This window comes from Vibrio sp. DW001 (genome assembly GCF_029016285.1).
Lineage (GTDB): Bacteria > Pseudomonadota > Gammaproteobacteria > Enterobacterales > Vibrionaceae > Vibrio.
In genome coordinates, this window is sequence record NZ_CP091976.1 from 1,535,514 (window position 1) to 1,555,279 (window position 19,766).

Annotated in this window: 18 protein-coding genes; 10 read left to right on the forward strand and 8 right to left on the reverse strand. The window is 42.4% G+C overall.

Features of this window, described 5'->3' with window-relative positions:
• Position 1: 1 nt before the first annotated feature.
• Positions 2–748 carry an L-ribulose-5-phosphate 4-epimerase gene (locus L3V77_RS24410; RefSeq protein WP_275137407.1) on the reverse strand — a complete coding sequence of 249 codons (747 nt, stop codon included), beginning with the start codon at positions 746–748 and terminating at the stop codon, positions 2–4.
• Positions 741–2,444: a ribulokinase gene (locus tag L3V77_RS24415; protein WP_275137408.1), complete on the reverse strand. Its 1,704-nt coding sequence runs from the start codon at positions 2,442–2,444 to the stop codon at positions 741–743. Before L3V77_RS24415 ends, L3V77_RS24410 begins: the two co-directional genes overlap by 8 nt.
• 368 nt (positions 2,445–2,812) lie before the next feature.
• Between L3V77_RS24415 and L3V77_RS24420 the strand changes: the two genes are divergently transcribed.
• Genes L3V77_RS24420 through araH form a run of 3 tightly spaced genes read left to right on the forward strand, consistent with a single transcriptional unit; the run spans position 2,813 to position 6,395 of the window.
• Entirely contained in the window at positions 2,813–3,814 is a 1,002-nt protein-coding gene (locus tag L3V77_RS24420; RefSeq protein ID WP_275137409.1) for an arabinose ABC transporter substrate-binding protein, read from the forward strand.
• A gap of 58 nt (positions 3,815–3,872) precedes the next feature.
• A complete protein-coding gene (gene araG, locus L3V77_RS24425) occupies positions 3,873–5,387 on the forward strand; it encodes an L-arabinose ABC transporter ATP-binding protein AraG (protein WP_275137410.1) in 1,515 nt (504 codons plus the stop codon).
• 15 nt (positions 5,388–5,402) lie between these two features.
• Positions 5,403–6,395 carry an L-arabinose ABC transporter permease AraH gene (araH, locus tag L3V77_RS24430; protein WP_275137411.1) on the forward strand — a complete coding sequence of 331 codons (993 nt, stop codon included), beginning with the start codon at positions 5,403–5,405 and terminating at the stop codon, positions 6,393–6,395.
• A gap of 203 nt (positions 6,396–6,598) precedes the next feature.
• Here the strand turns inward: araH and L3V77_RS24435 are convergent, their stop codons facing one another.
• Positions 6,599–7,495: an ROK family protein gene (locus tag L3V77_RS24435; RefSeq protein ID WP_275137412.1), complete on the reverse strand. Its 897-nt coding sequence runs from the start codon at positions 7,493–7,495 to the stop codon at positions 6,599–6,601.
• 66 nt (positions 7,496–7,561) lie between these two features.
• Entirely contained in the window at positions 7,562–8,266 is a 705-nt protein-coding gene (locus L3V77_RS24440; RefSeq protein WP_275137413.1) for a GntR family transcriptional regulator, read from the reverse strand.
• Positions 8,267–8,525: 259 nt separating this feature from the next.
• On the opposite strand from L3V77_RS24440, the gene L3V77_RS24445 reads away from it, so the two are divergent.
• Entirely contained in the window at positions 8,526–9,923 is a 1,398-nt protein-coding gene (locus L3V77_RS24445; RefSeq protein WP_275137414.1) for a glycoside hydrolase family 1 protein, read from the forward strand.
• Between the two features lie 114 nt (positions 9,924–10,037).
• Here the strand turns inward: L3V77_RS24445 and L3V77_RS24450 are convergent, their stop codons facing one another.
• Entirely contained in the window at positions 10,038–11,729 is a 1,692-nt protein-coding gene (locus L3V77_RS24450) for an NAD-dependent malic enzyme (protein ID WP_275137415.1), read from the reverse strand.
• Positions 11,730–12,072: 343 nt separating this feature from the next.
• Here L3V77_RS24450 and L3V77_RS24455 point away from each other — a divergent pair, with 343 nt between their 5' ends.
• Genes L3V77_RS24455 through L3V77_RS24465 form a run of 3 tightly spaced genes read left to right on the forward strand, consistent with a single transcriptional unit; the run spans position 12,073 to position 14,655 of the window.
• Positions 12,073–13,500 (forward strand): YdiU family protein, encoded by a 1,428-nt coding sequence (locus tag L3V77_RS24455; RefSeq protein WP_275137416.1) that lies wholly within the window; start codon positions 12,073–12,075, stop codon positions 13,498–13,500.
• Positions 13,501–13,526: 26 nt separating this feature from the next.
• Positions 13,527–14,459, forward strand: a complete 933-nt coding sequence (locus L3V77_RS24460) for a M14 family metallocarboxypeptidase (protein ID WP_275137417.1) — start codon at positions 13,527–13,529, stop codon at positions 14,457–14,459.
• Positions 14,446–14,655 carry a hypothetical protein gene (locus tag L3V77_RS24465; RefSeq protein WP_275137418.1) on the forward strand — a complete coding sequence of 70 codons (210 nt, stop codon included), beginning with the start codon at positions 14,446–14,448 and terminating at the stop codon, positions 14,653–14,655. Before L3V77_RS24460 ends, L3V77_RS24465 begins: the two co-directional genes overlap by 14 nt.
• 30 nt (positions 14,656–14,685) lie before the next feature.
• On the opposite strand, the gene L3V77_RS24470 is transcribed toward L3V77_RS24465, so the two are convergent.
• Positions 14,686–15,084, reverse strand: coding sequence for a YkgJ family cysteine cluster protein (locus L3V77_RS24470; RefSeq protein ID WP_275137419.1), 399 nt, complete (start codon positions 15,082–15,084; stop codon positions 14,686–14,688).
• A gap of 165 nt (positions 15,085–15,249) precedes the next feature.
• Between L3V77_RS24470 and L3V77_RS24475 the strand changes: the two genes are divergently transcribed.
• Both L3V77_RS24475 and L3V77_RS24480 read left to right on the forward strand, forming a co-directional pair.
• Positions 15,250–15,705: a GNAT family N-acetyltransferase gene (locus L3V77_RS24475; protein WP_275137420.1), complete on the forward strand. Its 456-nt coding sequence runs from the start codon at positions 15,250–15,252 to the stop codon at positions 15,703–15,705.
• Positions 15,706–15,737: 32 nt separating this feature from the next.
• A complete protein-coding gene (locus tag L3V77_RS24480) occupies positions 15,738–16,205 on the forward strand; it encodes an HAD-IA family hydrolase (protein WP_275137421.1) in 468 nt (155 codons plus the stop codon).
• Positions 16,206–16,229: 24 nt separating this feature from the next.
• Here L3V77_RS24480 and L3V77_RS24485 read toward each other — a convergent pair whose 3' ends face one another.
• Entirely contained in the window at positions 16,230–16,625 is a 396-nt protein-coding gene (locus L3V77_RS24485; protein ID WP_275137422.1) for a VF530 family DNA-binding protein, read from the reverse strand.
• A gap of 471 nt (positions 16,626–17,096) precedes the next feature.
• Between L3V77_RS24485 and L3V77_RS24490 the strand changes: the two genes are divergently transcribed.
• Positions 17,097–18,689 carry an ATP-binding cassette domain-containing protein gene (locus tag L3V77_RS24490; RefSeq protein ID WP_275137423.1) on the forward strand — a complete coding sequence of 531 codons (1,593 nt, stop codon included), beginning with the start codon at positions 17,097–17,099 and terminating at the stop codon, positions 18,687–18,689.
• On the opposite strand, the gene L3V77_RS24495 is transcribed toward L3V77_RS24490, so the two are convergent.
• Positions 18,640–19,530 carry a helix-turn-helix domain-containing protein gene (locus L3V77_RS24495; RefSeq protein WP_275137424.1) on the reverse strand — a complete coding sequence of 297 codons (891 nt, stop codon included), beginning with the start codon at positions 19,528–19,530 and terminating at the stop codon, positions 18,640–18,642. The two genes, L3V77_RS24490 and L3V77_RS24495, sit on opposite strands and share 50 nt — an antisense overlap.
• Positions 19,531–19,766: the final 236 nt, after the last annotated feature.

Sequence of the window (19,766 nt, forward strand, 5' to 3'; positions counted from 1 at the left end):
ATTATTTTTGTCCGTAGTACGCATTGTCGCCGTGCTTTCTAAGGTAGTGTTTGTCTAATAACGCTTGATTGATGAACTCTACTTTCGGGTTGATTTGTATGGTTTTCCACGCCATGCTCGCCACGGCCTCCATTACAACAGCATTATGAACGGCCTGTTGCGGGGTTTCTCCCCAGCTAAATGGCCCATGTTCCTTGACAATAATCCCTGGTTTCTCCATTGGATTGCTGTTCCCAATTGTTTCCACAATTACCTTGCCAGTGTTCAATTCATAATCCGATGCAATTTCGCTATCTGTCAGTGCCCGGGTGCACAAAATGCTGCCGTAGAAGTAGTCTGCGTGGGTTGTACCTAATGCTGGAATCGCCTGACCAGCTTGTGCCCAAGATGTAGCATTGGGCGAGTGAGTATGTACCACACCGCCGACAGTCGGATAAGTTCGATAAAGCTCTATGTGCGTGTCGGTATCAGAAGAGGGACGGAGTTCTCCTTCGATGATATTTCCTTCTAGATCGATAACCACCATATTCTCAGCACTAAGATCTTTATAAGCGACACCGCTCGGTTTAATCACAACAAGGCCAGACTTACGGTCGATTCCTGAAACGTTCCCCCAAGTAAAAGTGACAAGATTGTGCGTCTGTAATGCCATATTTTCTTGCCAGACTTGATGACGCAAAGTTCTTAGTCGAATGGCGGTATCGTGGGGTTCGTTGATAGTATTTTTAGTTGGTTCATTGTTATCCATTTGCTTGTTCCTGTAATAATTGAAACTCAGTGAGCGCTTCAATTTGGCAACCTAACTGTCGATAAGTCTGCGCACGATTTTCTCGTAATTTGGCGATCTTCTTATTCGGCTGATATACATGGGAAACGGGGCTAGCCATGACCTTCTGAGCGGCTTGAGTATTGGGGTAAATACCAGCTGCCACGGCGGCTAATATTGCAGAACCAAGAGCACAACATTGTTCTGAAGACGACACCACAATGTCTCTACCGATTACATCCGCACATGTTTGCATGACTAGCGGTGATTTTTGAGAGATTCCACCAATGGCGATGACGCGCTCTACTCTAATATCTTGGTCAATAAAACTGTCGACAATGGCATTCGCGCCATGAGCCGTAGATTCAACTAATGCGTTGAACAAATCTGGAGCGCTTGAACCTAGATTAAGATTAGCAATTGCGCCTTTCAGTCGCTGATTTGCGTAAGGGGTGCGTCTGCCGTTGTGCCAATCCATCCCTATAGGTGAATTCTGGTTTAATTCGCCATCTGCTGCTGCTTTTGATAGCTCGGGTATTATGTTTTGCTCGATATGATCTAAGGGAAGTTTTAGTTGAGGGTTTTGTTTCGCAAACTGTTCAATGGGCCACATCAATACACGTTTGTACCACGCAAATATGTCACCAAATGCGGATTGCCCAGCCTCTAACGCCAGCAGTTCAGGCGTTGCGCTTCCTTGAACTTGCCCGCAAATCCCATTAATGGTCCGTTCTCCAACATCTTGTGCATCTACCATGAGAATGTCGCAGGTTGATGTACCAATAACTTTGACTAGGTCATATTTTCCAGCCCCGGCACCAACCGCCCCCATGTGGCAGTCGAACGCGCCAATGGCTACGGTTATGCCCTCGGACAAACCTAACGTCTCTGCCCATTCCGCACACAATCCACCAGCTGCTTGATCAGAGGTAAACACTTCATTAAACATACGGTCGCGTATTCCGTCTAATGACGGTGATATTGCGTTTAAGAACTCTTGAGATGGTAAGCCAGCCCAACTTTCATGCCACATTGCTTTATGGCCCGCGGCGCAAACGCCACGTTTCAATCGAGAAGGGTGTTGATTCCCAGAAAGCAAAGCAGGAATCCAGTCACATAATTCAACCCAGCTGTGAATGTGTTGTGCCATGTCATGGTCTTGCTCTGATATCCATGCGGCCTTGGCCCAAAACCATTCTGAAGAGTAGACGCCACCTACAAATTTGGTGTAATCAGGGAACTCCCCAGAATGCGCTAACTCATTAATTCTTTCTGCTTTTTTGATCGATGTGTGGTCTTTCCATAGGATAAACATGGCATTGGGATTATGCTCATGTTCTGGTGTCAGTGCTAACACTTCCCCTTGTGAATTTACTGGTGCGGGTGTTGAGCCTGTCGTATCTACACCTATACTCACTATGGCCTTTGCTACTGCTTTAGGCACTTTAGAAACGGCCGTACAGATAGCGTCCGTCATTGCTTCTATATAATCCCTTGGATGGTGGCGAAACATAGAGATAGCAGACTTGCTGTATTTTCCTTCCATCCACCTTGGATAATAGGTTACGGCGGTGGCGACTTCTGAACCATCGTTTGTATTAACTATTAATGCGCGAACGGAGTCAGAACCAAAGTCTAACCCTATAACGAACTGTTGCTTCTCAATTATCTTGTCCATGAACACTCCACTTAGCCATCAGTATTTCTTTTTATTTATAACGAGAATTGGGCCTGTTCACCATGAATGTAATCGCTATAAATATGGACAAATTAGTTGGCGGTCAAAATATGAAGGTTTACTGTAATTTTGATAACTCTTTGTTTGATAATTACTTGAAATGGCGTATAACGCCTATTTTTCGACCATTTCGAGTGTGTGGGTATTTTATTGAAGAGAAAGTGAGATCTAAATCATGGTCAAGCCCGCTAAATGCATGGACAAAATAGCTACAGATTTTTAATGTGATTGCGGTCACTTCAATCGCATGAATTTCTCTTTAATAATGAATAAGAACATCAATCCTCACCAGTAAATGGAATCACAAAATGAGTAAAATAAGAAAAACATTAACCCTAACTGCCCTCATGGGAGCGACACTATTAAGTACTTCAGTCAGCGCATTTTTTGGAGGCGATGACGGTCTGAAATTAGGTTATTTAGTCAAGCAACCAGAGGAACCATGGTTTCAAACAGAATGGAATTTTGCCGAAAAAGCGGGCGAAAAATATGATTTTGAAGTTATTAAGATGGCGGTACCAGACGGAGAGAAAACGCTAAATGCAATAGACACTCTTGCAGCCAGCGGAGCTAAGGGCTTTGTAATATGTACACCAGATCCTAAATTGGGACCGGCGATTATGGCAAAAGCTAAGAGCTACGGCCTTAAAGTTGTCACTGTTGATGACCAATTTTTGAATGCTAAAGGTGAACCCATGTTAGACGTGCCACTCGTCATGATGGCCGCTAGCCAGATTGGTGGAAGACAGGGTACGGAGCTTTATGAAGAAATGAAAAAACGCGGTTGGGATGAGTCTACAACGGGTGTAATGGCTATTACTGCTGATGAACTCGATACGGCACGTCGTCGTGTAAACGGTTCTGTTAAAGCATTAGGCGATTTAGGTTTTCCTAAAGACCAAGTTTACCGCATACCGACCAAATCTAATGATATCCCTGGCGCACTCGATGCTGCTAACTCGCTACTTGTTCAACATCCAGATGTCAAACAATGGTTGATTGTCGGAATGAACGACAACACGGTACTTGGTGGTGTTCGTGCAACTGAAGGTCAAGGTTTTGCCGCTAGTGACATTATAGGTATTGGTATAAACGGTGTTGATGCTGTGAACGAATTAGCGAAATCAAAAGCGACGGGTTTCTATGGGTCATTGCTTCCTAGCCCAGACGTTCATGGTTTCAAAAGTATTGAATCATTATACAACTGGGTAGAAAAAGGCATCGCACCGGAAAAGTTCGTTGAAGTGACGGATGTTGTGTTAATTACACGTGAAAACTTTAAAGAAGAACTGGCAAAAAAAGGACTTTAGAGGCCACCAAGCAAGCGGCAGAATTACTGCCGCTCTAGATGTAATCAGGAGAAAAAGTATGACTGCTTCGCCCACGTACTTAGAGTTTTGTAATATATCCAAACATTTTCCGGGTGTTAAAGCGCTTTCGAATATCAGTTTTCGAACCAACCGCGGCAGCATTCATGCACTCATGGGTGAAAACGGTGCCGGAAAATCGACCCTTCTAAAGACACTTAGTGGCTTGCATCAAGCAACAGAGGGTGAACTGATTATAGATGGAAAAGCGTTTAGCTTTTCTTGTGCAACAGATGCATTGGATCAGGGTATTGCCATCATCTATCAAGAGTTAAATTTGGTACCAGAACTCAGTGTCGCGGAAAATATATATCTTGGTCAACTACCGACAAAAAAAGGCCGTGTGGATACGGAAACACTCAACAAAAATGCACGTCAACAGTTACTGAGGTTAGGTGAAAACTTTGACCCATCTCGTCCATTGAAAGAGTTCTCTATTGGTCAGTGGCAGATGGTAGAAATAGCAAAAGCATTGAGTCGAAACGCTCAGATTATCGCCTTTGATGAACCGACAAGTAGTCTGTCTCTACGTGAAATAGAAAGCTTATTTAAGGTAATTCGTGAACTTCGTGATGAAGGGAAGATAATTATGTATGTTTCCCATCGAATGGAAGAGATTTTTAAGTTATGTGATGCGATTACGGTCTTTAAAGACGGTAAGCATGTGCAAACCTTTGATGATATGTCGGCTCTAACTCATGACCGACTGGTCGAGTTAATGGTGGGGCGTGAGATCAACGATATATATAATTACCGCCCACGTTCTCATGGTAGCAGTGGCCTCGAACTTGCCAATCTAATCGGTCCCGGATTAACCACTCCTGTATCTCTCAACATCAACAAAGGTGAAATATTGGGTTTATTTGGTCTTGTGGGTGCGGGCAGAACGGAACTAACCCGGCTTATATTTGGTGCAGAGAGAGCAGTGGGTGGTGACATCCTTATTGACGGTGCGCCAATAAAAATTAGAAATCCGGAAGATGCAATTAAAGCAGGAATTACCTTGTGTCCAGAGGATAGAAAATCCGACGGCATCGTGCCAATACTTTCGGTTCAGGAGAATACCAATATTAGTGCTCGGCCATGGAATCTTAATCTAGGTAGTTTGATTGATTTTAAGTGGGAAAGAGAGAATGCATCCAAGCAAGTAGAGGCATTGAATGTAAAAACGCCATCGCTTGACCAATCTATCGGTAACCTGTCTGGTGGTAATCAACAGAAAGTTATTTTAGGACGTTGGCTGTCTACAGATATGCGCGTCATTTTACTCGACGAACCCACTCGCGGAATAGATGTTGGAGCTAAGTCAGAGATCTACGAACTGATTTTTAAGCTTGCTGAAAGCGGGGTCACAGTGCTTGTTGTGTCCAGTGATTTGCCTGAAGTGCTCGGTATCTCAGACCGATTACTTGTAATGAAAGATGGTGCAATAACGGGCGAACTAAGTCGAACAGAATTTCATGAACAAACTGCGCTACGTCTTGCCATGATTGGCGAAGCTTCTGACGCCGCATAACAAAGGATTATCATCATGTCTGCAACGAGCAACACGAAAACTATGAATAATAAAAATCGGAAAGTGGAATTTAAGTTTTCCCACCTATGGGACAGATTCGGCATGCTTATGGTATTTGCTGCTCTGTTTTTAGTCTGTGCTTTTTTTGTACCTTATTTTGCAACTTTCATTAACATGAAAGGGTTGGGACTCGCGATATCAATGAGTGGAATGGTCGCTTGTGCCATGCTGTTCTGTTTGGCGTGCGGTGATTTGGACCTTTCCATCGCGTCAATCATTGCGTGTTCCGGTGTCGTAACCGCAGTCGCCATTAACGCAACGGGAAGCGTAGTATTGGGTGTGGGTGCCGGGCTTTTCTCTGGTGCGGCGTTTGGTTTCTTAAATGGATTCATTATCGCTAAACTACAAATCAATGCATTAATCACGACGTTAGCAACGATGCAGATCGCTCGTGGTCTTGGCTATATTATTTCGGATGGTAAAGCCGTTGGCATTACGGAAGAAAGTTTCTTTGCTATAGGAAACTCGTCAATAATTGGCATACCAACACCTATTTGGCTCACCATCATCACGTTCGCTATTTTTGCATTTTTGCTAAATCGCACTGTTTATGGGCGAAATACATTGGCTATTGGAGGGAACGAGGAAGCCGCTCGACTCGCTGGTGTTAATGTCGTGAGGACGAAAATTATCATCTTCACTGTATCAGGATTTATTTCAGCACTTGCAGGCGTAATTCTTGCCGCTCGAATGACGAGTGGACAGCCGATGACGTCAGTCGGGTTTGAATTGGTGGTCATTTCAGCTTGTGTACTTGGCGGGGTTTCTCTTAAAGGCGGGATAGGTAAGGTTTCTTATGTTATTGCTGGTGTTCTAATACTAGGGACAGTAGAAAATGCGATGAACCTGTTGAATATGTCTCCTTTTGCTCAATATGTCGTTCGGGGCATCATCCTGCTTGCGGCGGTAATATTTGACCGTTATAAGCAAAAATCAAGTAAGTCTTAATACGACTATTTCATACCTAAACTTAAAAAGCGCATCCAACCGGACGCGCTTTATAAGTTTTACTATCTGTGATTCTTTCTATATACGAATAGCAGATTAGTTTTCCAATACGTATGTTAGTGAAATCGTTTCTTAGATACAGGCAAAGTGGCTGTTGAAATAGTGATAAGACGAGATGTATCGGTTAGACGGGTTGTTCTTTGTTAACCTTGCCTGTTTAAGAAATGCTTTAACGCCCCAATAAGGTTTGCATTGTTGCCAAATTTTGACGCTTCAAGTTTTGGATAAACGGTTGCGTGAGGTAACGCCGCCATAATGCCATCAAGTTTATTATTGATCTGACTAACCAGATTGGGACGTTGGCTAATGGCACCGCCAATGACGATCAACTCTGGGTCAATATGATACTGAATATTAAATAGTCCTATGGCTAACTCAGAGAACCAATTATGTACTATGAGCTGTATTTCGTCATGTTGTTGATCATAGAGATTAAAGACATCTAACCCATTTAACTGACTCTTATCAATACCTAATTGGTCTGCAGCGGCGTCGACCAAAGCCTGTGTTGACGCCACGTGACCCAATATCTTGGGCTTACCATTGACGTATCCCTGAATAGCAAAACCAAATTCTCCACCATGAAGGTGATGACCTTTTTGTATTTTTTGTTGAGTGACGATTGCCCCTCCAATACCACTACCAACAACAACGGAACAAAAATGGTTTGAGTTCTTACCTTTACCAAGCCAAGACTCTGCTAGTGCAGCACAGCATGCATCGTTTTCTAATTCAGTTGTAACGCCAAACTTATCTTCATAAAGGGTTTTTATATCAATACCGTGTATATAAGGAAGGGCACTTGATCCATGAATGACGCCGCTTTCGACGTCAACCGCCCCACAGGTGCTGATTGCAATTCCTTGCACCTCATACTGCTTCTGGCATCGCTTAAAATGAGATGAAAACATATGCAGCCATTTAGGATAAGAATCAGCATGGCTAGGCAATGTAAACTGTTCGACAAACTCCGCGCATTCATTCATGACGGCACATTTCACCGAAGTACCACCAAAATCTAAAACAAGATAATTTTTCATTGTCTTAACCGGGTTACCATATTAGAGCCTCAAATAGTGTTTTCTTACGGGTAAATTAGGTATTCACTACATCTTTACAAAATTAGTAGAGAATCTAAATTTCTCACACACTTGTTTAACATTCGAGTATTCAAAAATCTCACCATCGTCAAGATAAGCGACCTGTTCAACATTCACTATCTTGTCTCCCACAGTTAGAATTAGATGCTCAGCATCTTTTTCGTTAGCATCAATAACCGTAATTTCCATCATAGAGCTGTGGATTTTAAGGTGAAGACCTTCAGTGATATATTGGTAAATTGAGCTCTCTATATGTTTTTTAGATAATCCAGAGATTACGTTTATTGGCATATAGGTTTCTTCGATGGCATAGGGTTCATTGTCAATAAAGCGAACACGAATTATGTGATAGAGCATGTCCCCTTCTTGACAGTTTAACCTATCAGCAAGAAAACGACTCGCAGGGTCTACACTGTAATTGAGCACATTTGTGTCTAGTTTTTGTCCCTGCGCCTCTGCATTGACTTTGGTTCCATAGAGATGTTTTGACCCTCGCATACTTAATGGACGCTTTACAAATGAACCCGAGCCTCTTTTTCTCACCACAAGGCCATCTTTAACTAATATATCCAACGCTTTTTTAATGGTTAGTTCACTACAATTGAACTCGTTTGCGAGTGAGGTACCGTCTGGTAGTTTTTCGTTGTATTTGTATTCCGACTTGACTATCCGAGATCTAATTGTCTCATAAATATCTAAGTACTTAACCATGTAAGCTTCCGTTCATGTTGGTTGTTATGCAGGATTGAACAAAGATTCTGCGATTTGATTATCTTAACGCCATCTCTATGATAGTCGTTATTTATCTGATCAAATAATCGCGTTAACACACGCAGAATAAAACAATATGTATAGAAATTAAAACCATATAGGTTTAAAAAAATACACTGTATTATAGTGTGACGAAGGTTAACTATTTGTCGCGATAGCCTTTTGATTTAAAATCGATCTAATAGGTAAGGTTTGTCTAATGACTCAATATGTTTTTCCAGAAAATTTTTTATGGGGTGCGGCGGCATCAGGTATTCAAACTGAAGGTATCACCAACAAGGCAAACCCGTCTATTTGGGATCGTTGGCACGAACAGTCACCAGAACGGTTTTATCGTGAAATTGGCTCTCAGGTTGTGACGGATACCTACCATCGCTACAAAGAAGATGTAAAATTAATGAAACAGGTGGGTTTCAATTCGTTTCGTACCTCTATTCAATGGTCGCGTTTGATCAAAAATTATGAAACGGGTGAAGTCTGTGAAGATGCAGTCGAATTCTACAATAACTACCTCGACGAAATGATTGCTAATGGCATAGAACCTATGATGAATCTGTATCATTTCGATATGCCAGCTGAGCTACAGGAGAGGTTTGGCGGATTTGAGTCAAAGAAAGTGGTTGATCTTTATGTCGATTACGCGTCGAAAGCCTTCAAGCTGTTTGGTAATAAAGTAAAATACTGGATCACGTTCAATGAACCTATTGTTCCTGTTGAAGGTGGCTATTTATATGATTTCCATTACCCATGCAAGAAAGATGGAAAATTGGCTGTGCAAGTCGCGTTTAATATTATCTTAGCGCATGCAAAAGCGGTTCATGCTTTTAATAAACTGGGTTTAAAAAAAACGAAAATTGGTGTCGTACTTAACCTGACGCCTTCATATACTCGTAATGACAGTGAAGAAGATAAAAAAGCAGCGTGGTACGCAGATCTGCTATTTAATCGTAGTTTCTTAGACCCAATGGTGAAGAACGAATTCCCTAAAGCGTTGTGTGACGTATTAGAAGAACAGGGCGTGACACCTGAAAGCACTCAAACTGAACGAGATGCGATTACGTCAGCGAAAATAGAATTTCTAGGTGTTAATTATTACGTACCACGTCGAGTAAAAGCACGGGAATCTGAGTACGAGTTAGATTACTTTACACCAGAAGTGTACTTCGAGAATCACGTTAATCCGGATGGTCGATTTAACCCATACCGCGATAACAATGAGATTTTGCCGACGGCTATCTATGACATCGCCACTAACGTTAAAGACAACTATGGAAATATTCCTTGGTTTTTGGCCGAGATAGGTATTGCTATGGACGAAGAGTCCGAAGGAGAGCCTCAGAACAATGGTATTATTGACGATGGTTTTCGTACTGAACTGATGAAAGAGCATCTTGTTCAATTACATAAAGCGATTGAAGATGGCGCAAATTGCTTCGGAATTCACCAATGGACATTCATTGATAATTGGTCGTGGACGAACTCATTCAAACGTCGCTATGGCTTCTATCGCTTGGATTTGAAAACAGGTGACAGAATTCCTAAAAAGCATAGTGTTTGGTTTAAGAAATTGGCGACGTCTGGTTCGTTTTCAGATTGATCAGAGACCGGTTTGAATAGGTCTCTAACGTTTGTTAGCACGGAAAATCGGGTGCTTTTTAACCTAAAAAAGGCTGCTCAATGAGCAGCCTTTAAGCGTTAAACCACGCCAATATTAGAACGAAGTACGTTTATAAGGACGATAATCTGGTGTCCAGAAGTTCTCCTTGATCTTCTGCATGATCCTTTCGTCGGTACGTTGCGACGCGACACCTTGCTCCATTGCTTTTTTCGCAACCGCAAATGCGATCTTAACCGACACATCGCGGATATCTTCCAATGGCGGTAAGAGTGCGCCTTTACCATTGATGGCCAGCGGTGAACATTCCGCTAACGCGCGACTAGACGCCATTAACATCTCATCGGTTACTCGGCGAGCTCTTGCTGCCAATACACCCAAACCGATACCTGGGAATATATAGCTATTATTACACTGCGCGATTGGGTAGGTTTTATCACCAATGACAACAGGATCAAATGGGCTACCCGTCGCTACGAGTGCCTCGCCATTTGTCCAACGTAGGATATCTTCGGGTAATGCTTCTACACGACTTGTTGGATTTGACAGCGGGAACACAATAGGGCGTTTACAGTGTTTATGCATCTCAGTAATGATGTCTTCACTAAACAGACCCGGTGCACCGGAGACACCAATAAGCACCGTTGGTTTACCATTCTTCATTACTTCGAAGAGCGATACATCGTTGCCTTCCGTATCCCATTCATTGAGAATCGCGCGTTTCTGAACCAGTTTTTTCTGGAAGTCTAAGAGGTTAGGCATGTCGTCGGTTAAGATACCCCAACGATCAACCATAAATACTTGTGAACGAGCTTGCTCGTCGCTAACCCCTTCGGATACCATTTGAGCGATAATCGCTTCGGCGATACCACACCCCGCAGAGCCTGCGCCTAAAAACGCAATACGTTGTTCACTTATTTTAGATTTTGCCGCCTTACATGCCGCCAATAGTGAACCAACAGATACCGCTGCGGTACCTTGAATATCATCATTAAAGCAACATACTTCATCTTTGTAACGCTCAAGCAAAGGCATGGCATTTTTCTGAGCAAAATCTTCAAACTGTATTAATGCTTCTGGCCAACGACTTTTTACGGCTTGAATAAATTCGTCTACAAAGGCGTTATAGTCTTGTTTGCTGACGCGAGGATGACGCCAACCCATATACATTGGGTCAGAAAGTCTTTGTGGATTATTCGTACCTACATCAAGCACAACAGGTAAGCAATAAGCAGGGCTAATACCACCACACGCGGTGTAAAGTGCTAGCTTACCAATGGGAATACCCATGCCGCCAATACCCTGATCACCTAACCCGAGAATACGTTCGCCATCGGTAACAACGATCACTTTTACTTTATTACGAGAAGCGTTGTTGAGCATATCTTCAATATGTTCACGGTTTGGATAAGAGATAATCAATCCGCGAGCACGGCGATAAATATTAGAGAAATTTTCGCACGCAGCACCTACTGTTGGGGTGTAGATGATCGGCATCATCTCAGTGATATGATTTTCAACCAAGCGGTAAAAAAGGGTTTCGTTTGTATCTTGAATGTTGCGCAAATAGATATGTTTGTCCATATCTGATTCGAAGCTTTGGTATTGTAAGTAGGCGCGCTCTACTTGCTCTTCAATCGACTCGATCGCCTCAGGAAGCAGACCATCTAGATTGAATAGAGCGCGTTCTTCTTTGTTAAACGCGTTACCTTTGTTGAGTAAAGGTGCTTCTAGTAGGGCTCGACCTGCATAGGGAATATAGAGTGGGCGTTGGCTTTTGTTATTCATTTATAACTCTTATTGGCAGACTTTATTGATGGAAGTAACAATTGTTACAAAACGAACGCATTTTATTACATATGCGGGTAAAAGGTAATCGATTATCTATGATTTAAATGGTCAAAACTCATTTATTACTTATTAATGGCAAAAACTGCATTGATTATAGTTCTACATCTTGTTGTTTGCTCGCAATGCACTTTGAATATCCTATTCTACAGATGTCAATCACATTGAGTTAGTGAGCTAAACTATTCGATGGTTGTTGTTGCCGATTGCTTTGATTGTAAAGTAGCCGCTAATATGCTTCAGTATAGATATATAATGATTCTCATTTACGGAAACGATGATTGTGAAATTAGAAAATACCTACCAACAGTTAGGCACGGCGTTTTATCAACAAATTGAGCCTATTCCGGTTATACACCCCGTACTTTTTTTATGGAATGCTCCGTTAGCTAAGCAGCTTACGCTGCCAGACAATGTGGAATCTAATGCGGCGCGATTGTTTTCGGGCAACCAGTTATTAGAAGGTTCAATCCCCATCGCATTAGCGTACGCCGGACATCAGTTCGGTGGATTCAGTCCACAGCTTGGTGATGGGCGTGCCCATTTATTGGGTGAAGTACTCATGGCGGATAATCGTCGACTGGACATACAGCTGAAAGGTTCTGGTCAGACGAAGTATTCTCGTCGAGGGGATGGGCGATGCGCGATTAAACCCGCCATCCGAGAATATATAATGAGCGAGGCGATGTATGCATTGAGGGTTCCGACAACCCGTACACTTGCGGTTGTTACGACGGGTGAAGATCTTTATCGAGGGCTATCGGAGCCTGGTGCCGTTGTTACTCGTGTGGCGCAAAGTCACATCAGAGTTGGTACATTTCAATACTTCGCGGCTCAAGGCGAGACAGATTCTCTAGCAAAACTACTCGATTACGCCATTGAAAGACATTATCCAGATATCGACCTAACGGACGAGCATCGGGCTCTTGTTTTCTTAGATGCCGTTATCGACAAGCAGATAGAAACCATTGTGCATTGGATGCGAGTGGGCTTTATTCACGGAGTAATGAATACAGATAATGTGACTATTTCGGGGGAAACCATCGATTATGGTCCTTGTGCCATGTTAGGTATTTATCACCCAGAAACGGTGTTTAGCTCGATTGATACGAATGGACGTTACTGTTTCGGTAATCAGCCTTCAATTATGCAGTGGAATATGGCGCGACTTGCTGAGTGTCTGATACCGCTAATCGGCGGTGAGAAAAACGATATTATGACATTACTCGAAAGTCGGATACTCAATATCACAGATAGATACCAAACCGCCTACTACCAGATGATGCACAATAAACTGGGTTTACTAGAGGCCTCTAACAATGAATTAATTGATGACCTTCTCACTCTATTGCTCGATAATAATTTGGATTACACTCAATCATTTATCGATCTAACTCAAGTGTTGAATCAGGATGATCTGTCCGTTTCTGGGATTGATAGTGAATGGATAGAAAAATGGTTGTCGCAAATAAAACAAGAGGATAGGCTGACCTCATTGAAGCTTATGCAGCAAAGCAATCCCGTTGTTATTCCGCGTAATCATCATGTAGAACGAGTGTTGGAAGAATGCAAAGCGAGTGGAAACAACGCATCTGCTCTCAATTATTTGAACGTTTTGCTGTCTCCTTATCAAGAAATTCCAGAGACTAGTGATTATAATGATCTTCCGATAGACCGTGATGTTAGCTACCAAACCTTTTGCGGTACTTAGTGCCAGAATATGTAGAGATGACAATAATGAACGAATTTTATCCCATTGGTAAAAAAGACCAAAAATGGGGCGAGTCAGAAAAAGCAGAGTGGCTTAAGCAAATCAGCGCGAAGAGAAACTACCACGATGAAGTGGTCACCAAAATTGTTGCTTTAGCCGATCGTTTTCTGGTCGATCAATATGGCATGTTGCAATATGGTGCAAAAACGTTCCCACTTTACGTTCTAAAAAGCCTTGATTGGGATTCAAGTAAACCAACCGTATTGATTACGGGTGGTGTTCATGGGTATGAAACTAGCGGTGTACAAGGTGCGTTATTATTTTTGGAAGCAGAAGCGCACCACTACCAGGACAGTTTTAACATCCTTGCGGTACCATGTGTTAGCCCGTGGGGTTATGAAGTTATTAACCGGTGGAACGCATTGGCTATCGATCCTAATCGCTCGTTTTATCCTGAGAGTCCGGCTCCAGAGTCAGCAAATCTCCTAAAACTTATTGAAAAATACAGAGACTCGATAGTCGTGCATTTTGACCTTCATGAGACGACGGACAGTGACGAAACGGAATTTCGTAGAGCGTTAGCCGCGAGAGACGGTGTTGAGTTTGTCCCGTGCAGTATTCCAGACGGATTTTACACAGTAGGGGATACTGAGAACCCGCAAACCAGTTTTCAAAAAGCCGTTATTGAATCGGTGAGCCTTGTGACTCATATAGCCGACGCAGATAGTGAGGGGAATATCATTGGGTCACCTATCACTCAAAATGGTGTGATTAACTACCCAATGAAACAACTTGGTTTGTGTGGCGGCATGACAAATGGCATGTTTACCACGACAACCGAGGTGTATCCTGACAGTGATAAGGTGACAAACGACGATTGCAATAGGGCCCAAGTTGCGGCGATCTCTGGTGGTTTGGATTATGTGTCGGATTGGATGAGTAAGAATGAACTATATTAACTTGCAACTAGACTCAGAGGCTCAAGCTATTGTAGGTGAGTTGCTTGATGGGTTAGATGACGTTGATGGTTGGCTTAAGATGACCGCCCGAATTGCTGCACAAATAGACGCAAAGTTAAGCGAAAGTCTTTACGTTGGCAACGTGCAGTGGTTTAGTGATTCTGACTACATTGAAAAAGAAATTGAATATCAATAACAAAGATATTGCCATACTAGCATCTTTCTATCAGTAGCTTGGAGGACGACTATCTTGCATCAATAAATCGAGCTTTAATTGTGCTTGTTTCGGCTTCTCCAAGTCTACAACTTCAATCATTTCACATTCATCCCTAATCATTTCAGAAATAAGGCTAGGGTAATGACGACAATCTTCAGGTCTGTCTAAGTAAATACTGCATGTATACTTTTTTGGCGCGAGCGCGTTTTTATTAGGTACAATTTCAAGAAAAGGGCATCGTTTAAGTCTCATACCAGATTCAGGATCGAACCAAATTTCGTCGTTCTTAACGTATTCGAAAATGTTGGGGTTAAATATTTCCCATAGGTCAATCTCATCTTTTGTCGCCCAAATGTCGCCATCCCCGTATTTGATACAACATTTACCACATTGATTACAATCTTTCATCGTTCGCTATTTAACAGGATGTACACTTTCGTAGTGTACCACTGATGATATTTTTGGAACGTGAATTGTTTTGGTAACAAACAAATAGAGATGGTTTTTGACGCTAGATATGTAATTATTGTGGTTCCAAGCGTGGCACGGATTTTACGGTAAGGTTTTATTGATATGGACATCAAAATAGATAACTTGGAAAGCGGTGACGTTATCCAACTTTTACAAGAGCATATGCAAGATATGCTTGCGACATCTCCTGCAGAGAGCGTACATGCCCTAGATGTACCGGCTTTAAAGGCACCTTCTATTACGTTTTTTAGCGCAAGAGAATGCGGTCAACTACTCGGTTGCGTCGCCATTAAAGAGCTTTCAACGACCAATGCAGAGATCAAGTCCATGCGCACTCATTCTCATGCGCGTAACAGTGGCGTCGCCTCCACGTTACTTGAGCATGTTTTGGTTGTGGCTAAAAAGAGAGGCTATGAGTCACTGAGTTTAGAGACTGGCTCAATGGCGTTTTTTAAACCAGCACGAAAGCTATACATAAAGTATGGCTTTACACCTTGCGAACCTTTTTCTAATTATCAGTCTGACCCCAATAACACATTTATGTCTATCGATCTTTAAGTAAGAATCTAGAATTTTGATAGGAAATGAAGATGAAAACGTATCTGTTTGATTGGGGTGACACCCTTATGATTGATTATCCGCACACCTCTGGGAAGATGTGCGATTGGCCACATGTACAAGCGGTTGAGGGTGCACCAGAAACATTGAAGTACCTTTCACAACGGCATCGTATATATGTTGCGACCAATGCTGCCGAGTCATCTGAAAAAGATATCCGACTCGCCTTTGAGCGGGTGGGGTTGGCGGAATATATTACTGGTTATTTTTGCAAAGCAAATTTAGGCGTAGGAAAACGATCACCTGAATTCTTCTTAGCGGTACTGAACCAATTAAATCTGCCTGCTGAACAAGTCACGATGGTGGGGGACACCTTAGAAAATGATGTTCTTCCAGCTCAACAATTGGGCATAAAGGCTATTTGGTTCAATAAAGAAGCGAAGCCTCATCAATGTGAAGCTTCGATCACTCAAATTTGCAAACTCACTGAGTTGTGTTGACAGGCTGGCCGTATTTTATGGGGCCTATCGACGCATATTTTTCCCGGCCGCTTTTTTTGCTTTGTACGAAGACGCCGCTTTAGCTTGAGAGTCCAATATAGATTCGACAGTGAGTTTCATCGGTTCTCTTGGTGTTATATCGGCCGCGTAGGTGCGCATACGAGGCGGTATTTCTCTTTCTTCTTCCGTTGGTCGTGGCATTCTTTTAAATCGATTTAGGTAGAATGCCTCTAGCTTCTCTCTCGCCCATTCCGATTTTCGCAGGTATTTTACACTGCTCGCGACGGACGGGTTGGTATGAAAACAGTTAAACCGCATCGCCGTATCTAATATGTCCCATCCATAAAAATCAACTAGTTCTTTAACCATCTCTTCTAGTTTGAGGCCATGTAGTGGGTTATTTTGCTGTTCTTCTAACATTTTTCTGCCTTTAATGCGGTTTACGGAATTAATTTCATTTTGATCACGTACACAATGTGATCGGTATTACTGGCTGCATAGTTTGAATAGGTTTGGCCGACTATACAACTTTAATTTGCGACTAATAATCTCGTCGTTCCTACAGGTGATGGCAAGAGTGTTAACTTTGGTTGAAAATTCTAGTTGAAATGGTGATTTATTGGTCGGTATAATCACCATATCACTTCTATTGGAGCTAACGCCATAATGAACAACTAATACCTGATATCCAATTTACCATTATTTATTTGGACACTCGGGGTTAGTGGGCGTTGCTTTTCGTCATCTCTATTCTTGCATTACTGCAAACACTCTTCTTCAGCTTTAGATTTGTCTATTGCCGTCGTAAGAAAGATAACCAAGCTCGCGTCTTTCCAATCTACAGATGTAGATTGGTCAACCCCTTTACATATTCAGTAAACGGAGGTTTTTATGCCTGCAAGTAAATCTGCTATTACGACACACCAATTGTCTTTCCAGCTTGATACCGGGGAATGGTTGTTCAACGATCTCAACCTTAATATTAATGAAAAAATCGCTGGTTTAGTCGGACGCAATGGTGTTGGGAAATCAGTATTGATCGCTCTATTAAGTGGGCAACGTATACCCACAAAGGGAAGTGTTATCACTAAAGGGAAGGTTGGCTATTATTCTCAACGGCCATTTGATTTGATCGATAGTCAACTCACTATCGCCGAGTTTATGGGGGTTTCGAAACAGCTTTCAGCCTTGAAATCGATTCAGCAAGGGAGCAGCGAACAGAGGGATTTTGATATCATCGCAGAAGATTGGACGATAGAAGACAGAATGGCCTCCGATTTGCTGTCGCTTCGGATCCCTGCGGATCCTAGTGTACATTGCCGTTGTTTGAGTGGTGGGCAGTTGGCCTTACTGCAACTGCATCGCCTTTTTCAATCTGGTTATGAAGTATTACTGCTTGACGAACCCACTAACCATCTCGATAGTATTGGACGAGAATGGTTAATCAAGTGTATGCAACAGTTTGACGGCGTCATTTTATTAGTAAGTCACGATAGGGCTTTACTCAATCAGGTGGAGGCTATCTATCAGTTGACTCGCCTCGGCGTCGATTATTTTTCTGGGAATTACGACGATTACCTGCAGCACTCTAGAATTGCAGAGCAAGCACTAAACAAACGGATAGAAGCTCTCAAATCGGAACAGAAAAAATTGATGAAACAAACACAGACAAACAGAGAGAAAAGAGATCAGCGTGAATCGAAAGGCAAACAGTTGAGAAAGTCAGGCAGTCAGGCGAAAATTCTATTAGATGCGATTAAAAACAAAGCGGAACAGTGCCAATCGGCTGGGCTAAGGAATCAACGAAATCAGATGGTTCGAAATCAAAACAAGCTCGCTGATTTGGAAACCCAACAAGAGACGGTCAAACCACAAGCCCTATATGTGCAACAAGCCCAAGAGTTAAAAAAACGCACCTTGCTTAGAGTGACTAACTGCACGCTAGATTACGGTTCAGACAAAGAAATGACCTTTACCGTCTCTCAAACTGAAAGACTCCATCTCGACGGACCGAATGGCAGCGGTAAGTCGACGTTATTGAAAGCGATCCATGGCAAACAGGGTCACTATAACGGTGAAATTAAACGATACGCTAAAACCGTTTACATGGATCAAAATTTTGGATTGTTGGAGCCGACAGACTCGGTAATAGAAAGTCTATTGAAGCACAGCGATGGTTTAGTCGAAGGGACCGCTCGTATTCTTTTAGCGGGTATAGGGTTTAGGCGAGATTCTGTCTACCGCAACGTTGCTCACCTGAGTGGCGGCGAAAAAATGAAACTCTCTATGTTGTTGGTAAGCCATATAGCCGACGGACCACTACTGCTATTAGATGAACCTGATAACCATTTAGATATAGAATCAAAACAACGTTTAGCCATAGCACTAAATCAATATAAAGGAGCTTTCATACTCGTAAGTCACGATGCATTTTTTATTGAAGCTGTTGGGATAAACAAAGTGCTGACTTTCTATAATCTCTAGGGTTTTGACCAAATTTGAGCTTAAAACACTTAGAAAAATAATTGCTGTCAGCGTACCCGGCATTGTCGGCTATCTGTTGAATCGAGAGTTCAAGGGAACCCATTAAGCTTTCATACGCAAATTGTAACCGTTTATCTTTTAGGTATTGGTTTGGTGATGTTTGCAGATAATCGCGAAATAATCGTTCTAACTGGCGAACGCTTACAAATGAGGCGGCGGCGACCTGAAGTGTCTTTAAGTCGTCGCGACGGTAATGCTCTTCAATGTATACCAAGGCTCTACTCAATATCATGGTAGAGCGATTCATTTGTATGTCATCACCTTGATAGAAGCGGGCGAGAATGATGATAAGTTGTTGAAGCTGGGCATTCAACATCGTTTCGAATCCGTTTGGTGCTTGGCGGTACTCTTCATCAATGGCGAGCACCAGTTTTTCTACCTCAGCGTACTGTTGAAGGCTTAGGTTAAGCTTGGCTGTGTAGTCGGCTTTTTGTCGCGCTAACGGTTCGATATTGAATAACGCTTGGTAACCCGGAAGTAATTTAAGTGCAGATGTCTCGAAAAGGGGTGACTGGGATTCAAACATAAGGTTAATTAATATCAACTCATCTACATCACTAAAGCCATGTTCCACCTGACCATTTATTACGAACACGTCTCCTTGGGATAGAGGGTAATGGTAATCAGCCACCGTATGCGTCGCCGTTCCTTTTACGACAATAAAGAGCTCAGAAAAATCGTGGCTGTGCGTAGGGAAATCATGACAATGCTTTCCGTGGGTTACCGCAAATTTCAGATGTGGATGTTTTAAGTGTGTATCCAGCGTGTAAATTAAGCTCATGTCGTAAATTTCCTTATTTTTGTCGTGATATTAGCAGAAAAATACTTGTTATGGTCATACTATAAAAAGAGTAAAAGTGGCTAGTACTAAGCTGAATAAGTTTGTGACCAATATAAATGTTATTCGAGAACCACTTAAGAGCTTAGCGATGGCTTTTATTGATAAAGATCCGCCCATTAAAGTCCGCTCATTACGTTCATATTGCTGATCAGTTAATTGTCTAGATTGGCATGATT

Coding starts and splice junctions, on each gene's coding strand:
- L3V77_RS24410 (WP_275137407.1), bottom strand. CDS start 748: ATGGATAACAATGAACCAACTAAAAATACTATCAACGAACCCCACGAT.
- L3V77_RS24415 (WP_275137408.1), bottom strand. CDS start 2,444: ATGGACAAGATAATTGAGAAGCAACAGTTCGTTATAGGGTTAGACTTT.
- L3V77_RS24420 (WP_275137409.1), top strand. CDS start 2,813: ATGAGTAAAATAAGAAAAACATTAACCCTAACTGCCCTCATGGGAGCG.
- araG (WP_275137410.1), top strand. CDS start 3,873: ATGACTGCTTCGCCCACGTACTTAGAGTTTTGTAATATATCCAAACAT.
- araH (WP_275137411.1), top strand. CDS start 5,403: ATGTCTGCAACGAGCAACACGAAAACTATGAATAATAAAAATCGGAAA.
- L3V77_RS24435 (WP_275137412.1), bottom strand. CDS start 7,495: ATGAAAAATTATCTTGTTTTAGATTTTGGTGGTACTTCGGTGAAATGT.
- L3V77_RS24440 (WP_275137413.1), bottom strand. CDS start 8,266: ATGGTTAAGTACTTAGATATTTATGAGACAATTAGATCTCGGATAGTC.
- L3V77_RS24445 (WP_275137414.1), top strand. CDS start 8,526: ATGACTCAATATGTTTTTCCAGAAAATTTTTTATGGGGTGCGGCGGCA.
- L3V77_RS24450 (WP_275137415.1), bottom strand. CDS start 11,729: ATGAATAACAAAAGCCAACGCCCACTCTATATTCCCTATGCAGGTCGA.
- L3V77_RS24460 (WP_275137417.1), top strand. CDS start 13,527: ATGAACGAATTTTATCCCATTGGTAAAAAAGACCAAAAATGGGGCGAG.
- L3V77_RS24465 (WP_275137418.1), top strand. CDS start 14,446: ATGAACTATATTAACTTGCAACTAGACTCAGAGGCTCAAGCTATTGTA.
- L3V77_RS24470 (WP_275137419.1), bottom strand. CDS start 15,084: ATGAAAGATTGTAATCAATGTGGTAAATGTTGTATCAAATACGGGGAT.
- L3V77_RS24475 (WP_275137420.1), top strand. CDS start 15,250: ATGGACATCAAAATAGATAACTTGGAAAGCGGTGACGTTATCCAACTT.
- L3V77_RS24480 (WP_275137421.1), top strand. CDS start 15,738: ATGAAAACGTATCTGTTTGATTGGGGTGACACCCTTATGATTGATTAT.
- L3V77_RS24485 (WP_275137422.1), bottom strand. CDS start 16,625: ATGTTAGAAGAACAGCAAAATAACCCACTACATGGCCTCAAACTAGAA.
- L3V77_RS24490 (WP_275137423.1), top strand. CDS start 17,097: ATGCCTGCAAGTAAATCTGCTATTACGACACACCAATTGTCTTTCCAG.
- L3V77_RS24495 (WP_275137424.1), bottom strand. CDS start 19,530: ATGAGCTTAATTTACACGCTGGATACACACTTAAAACATCCACATCTG.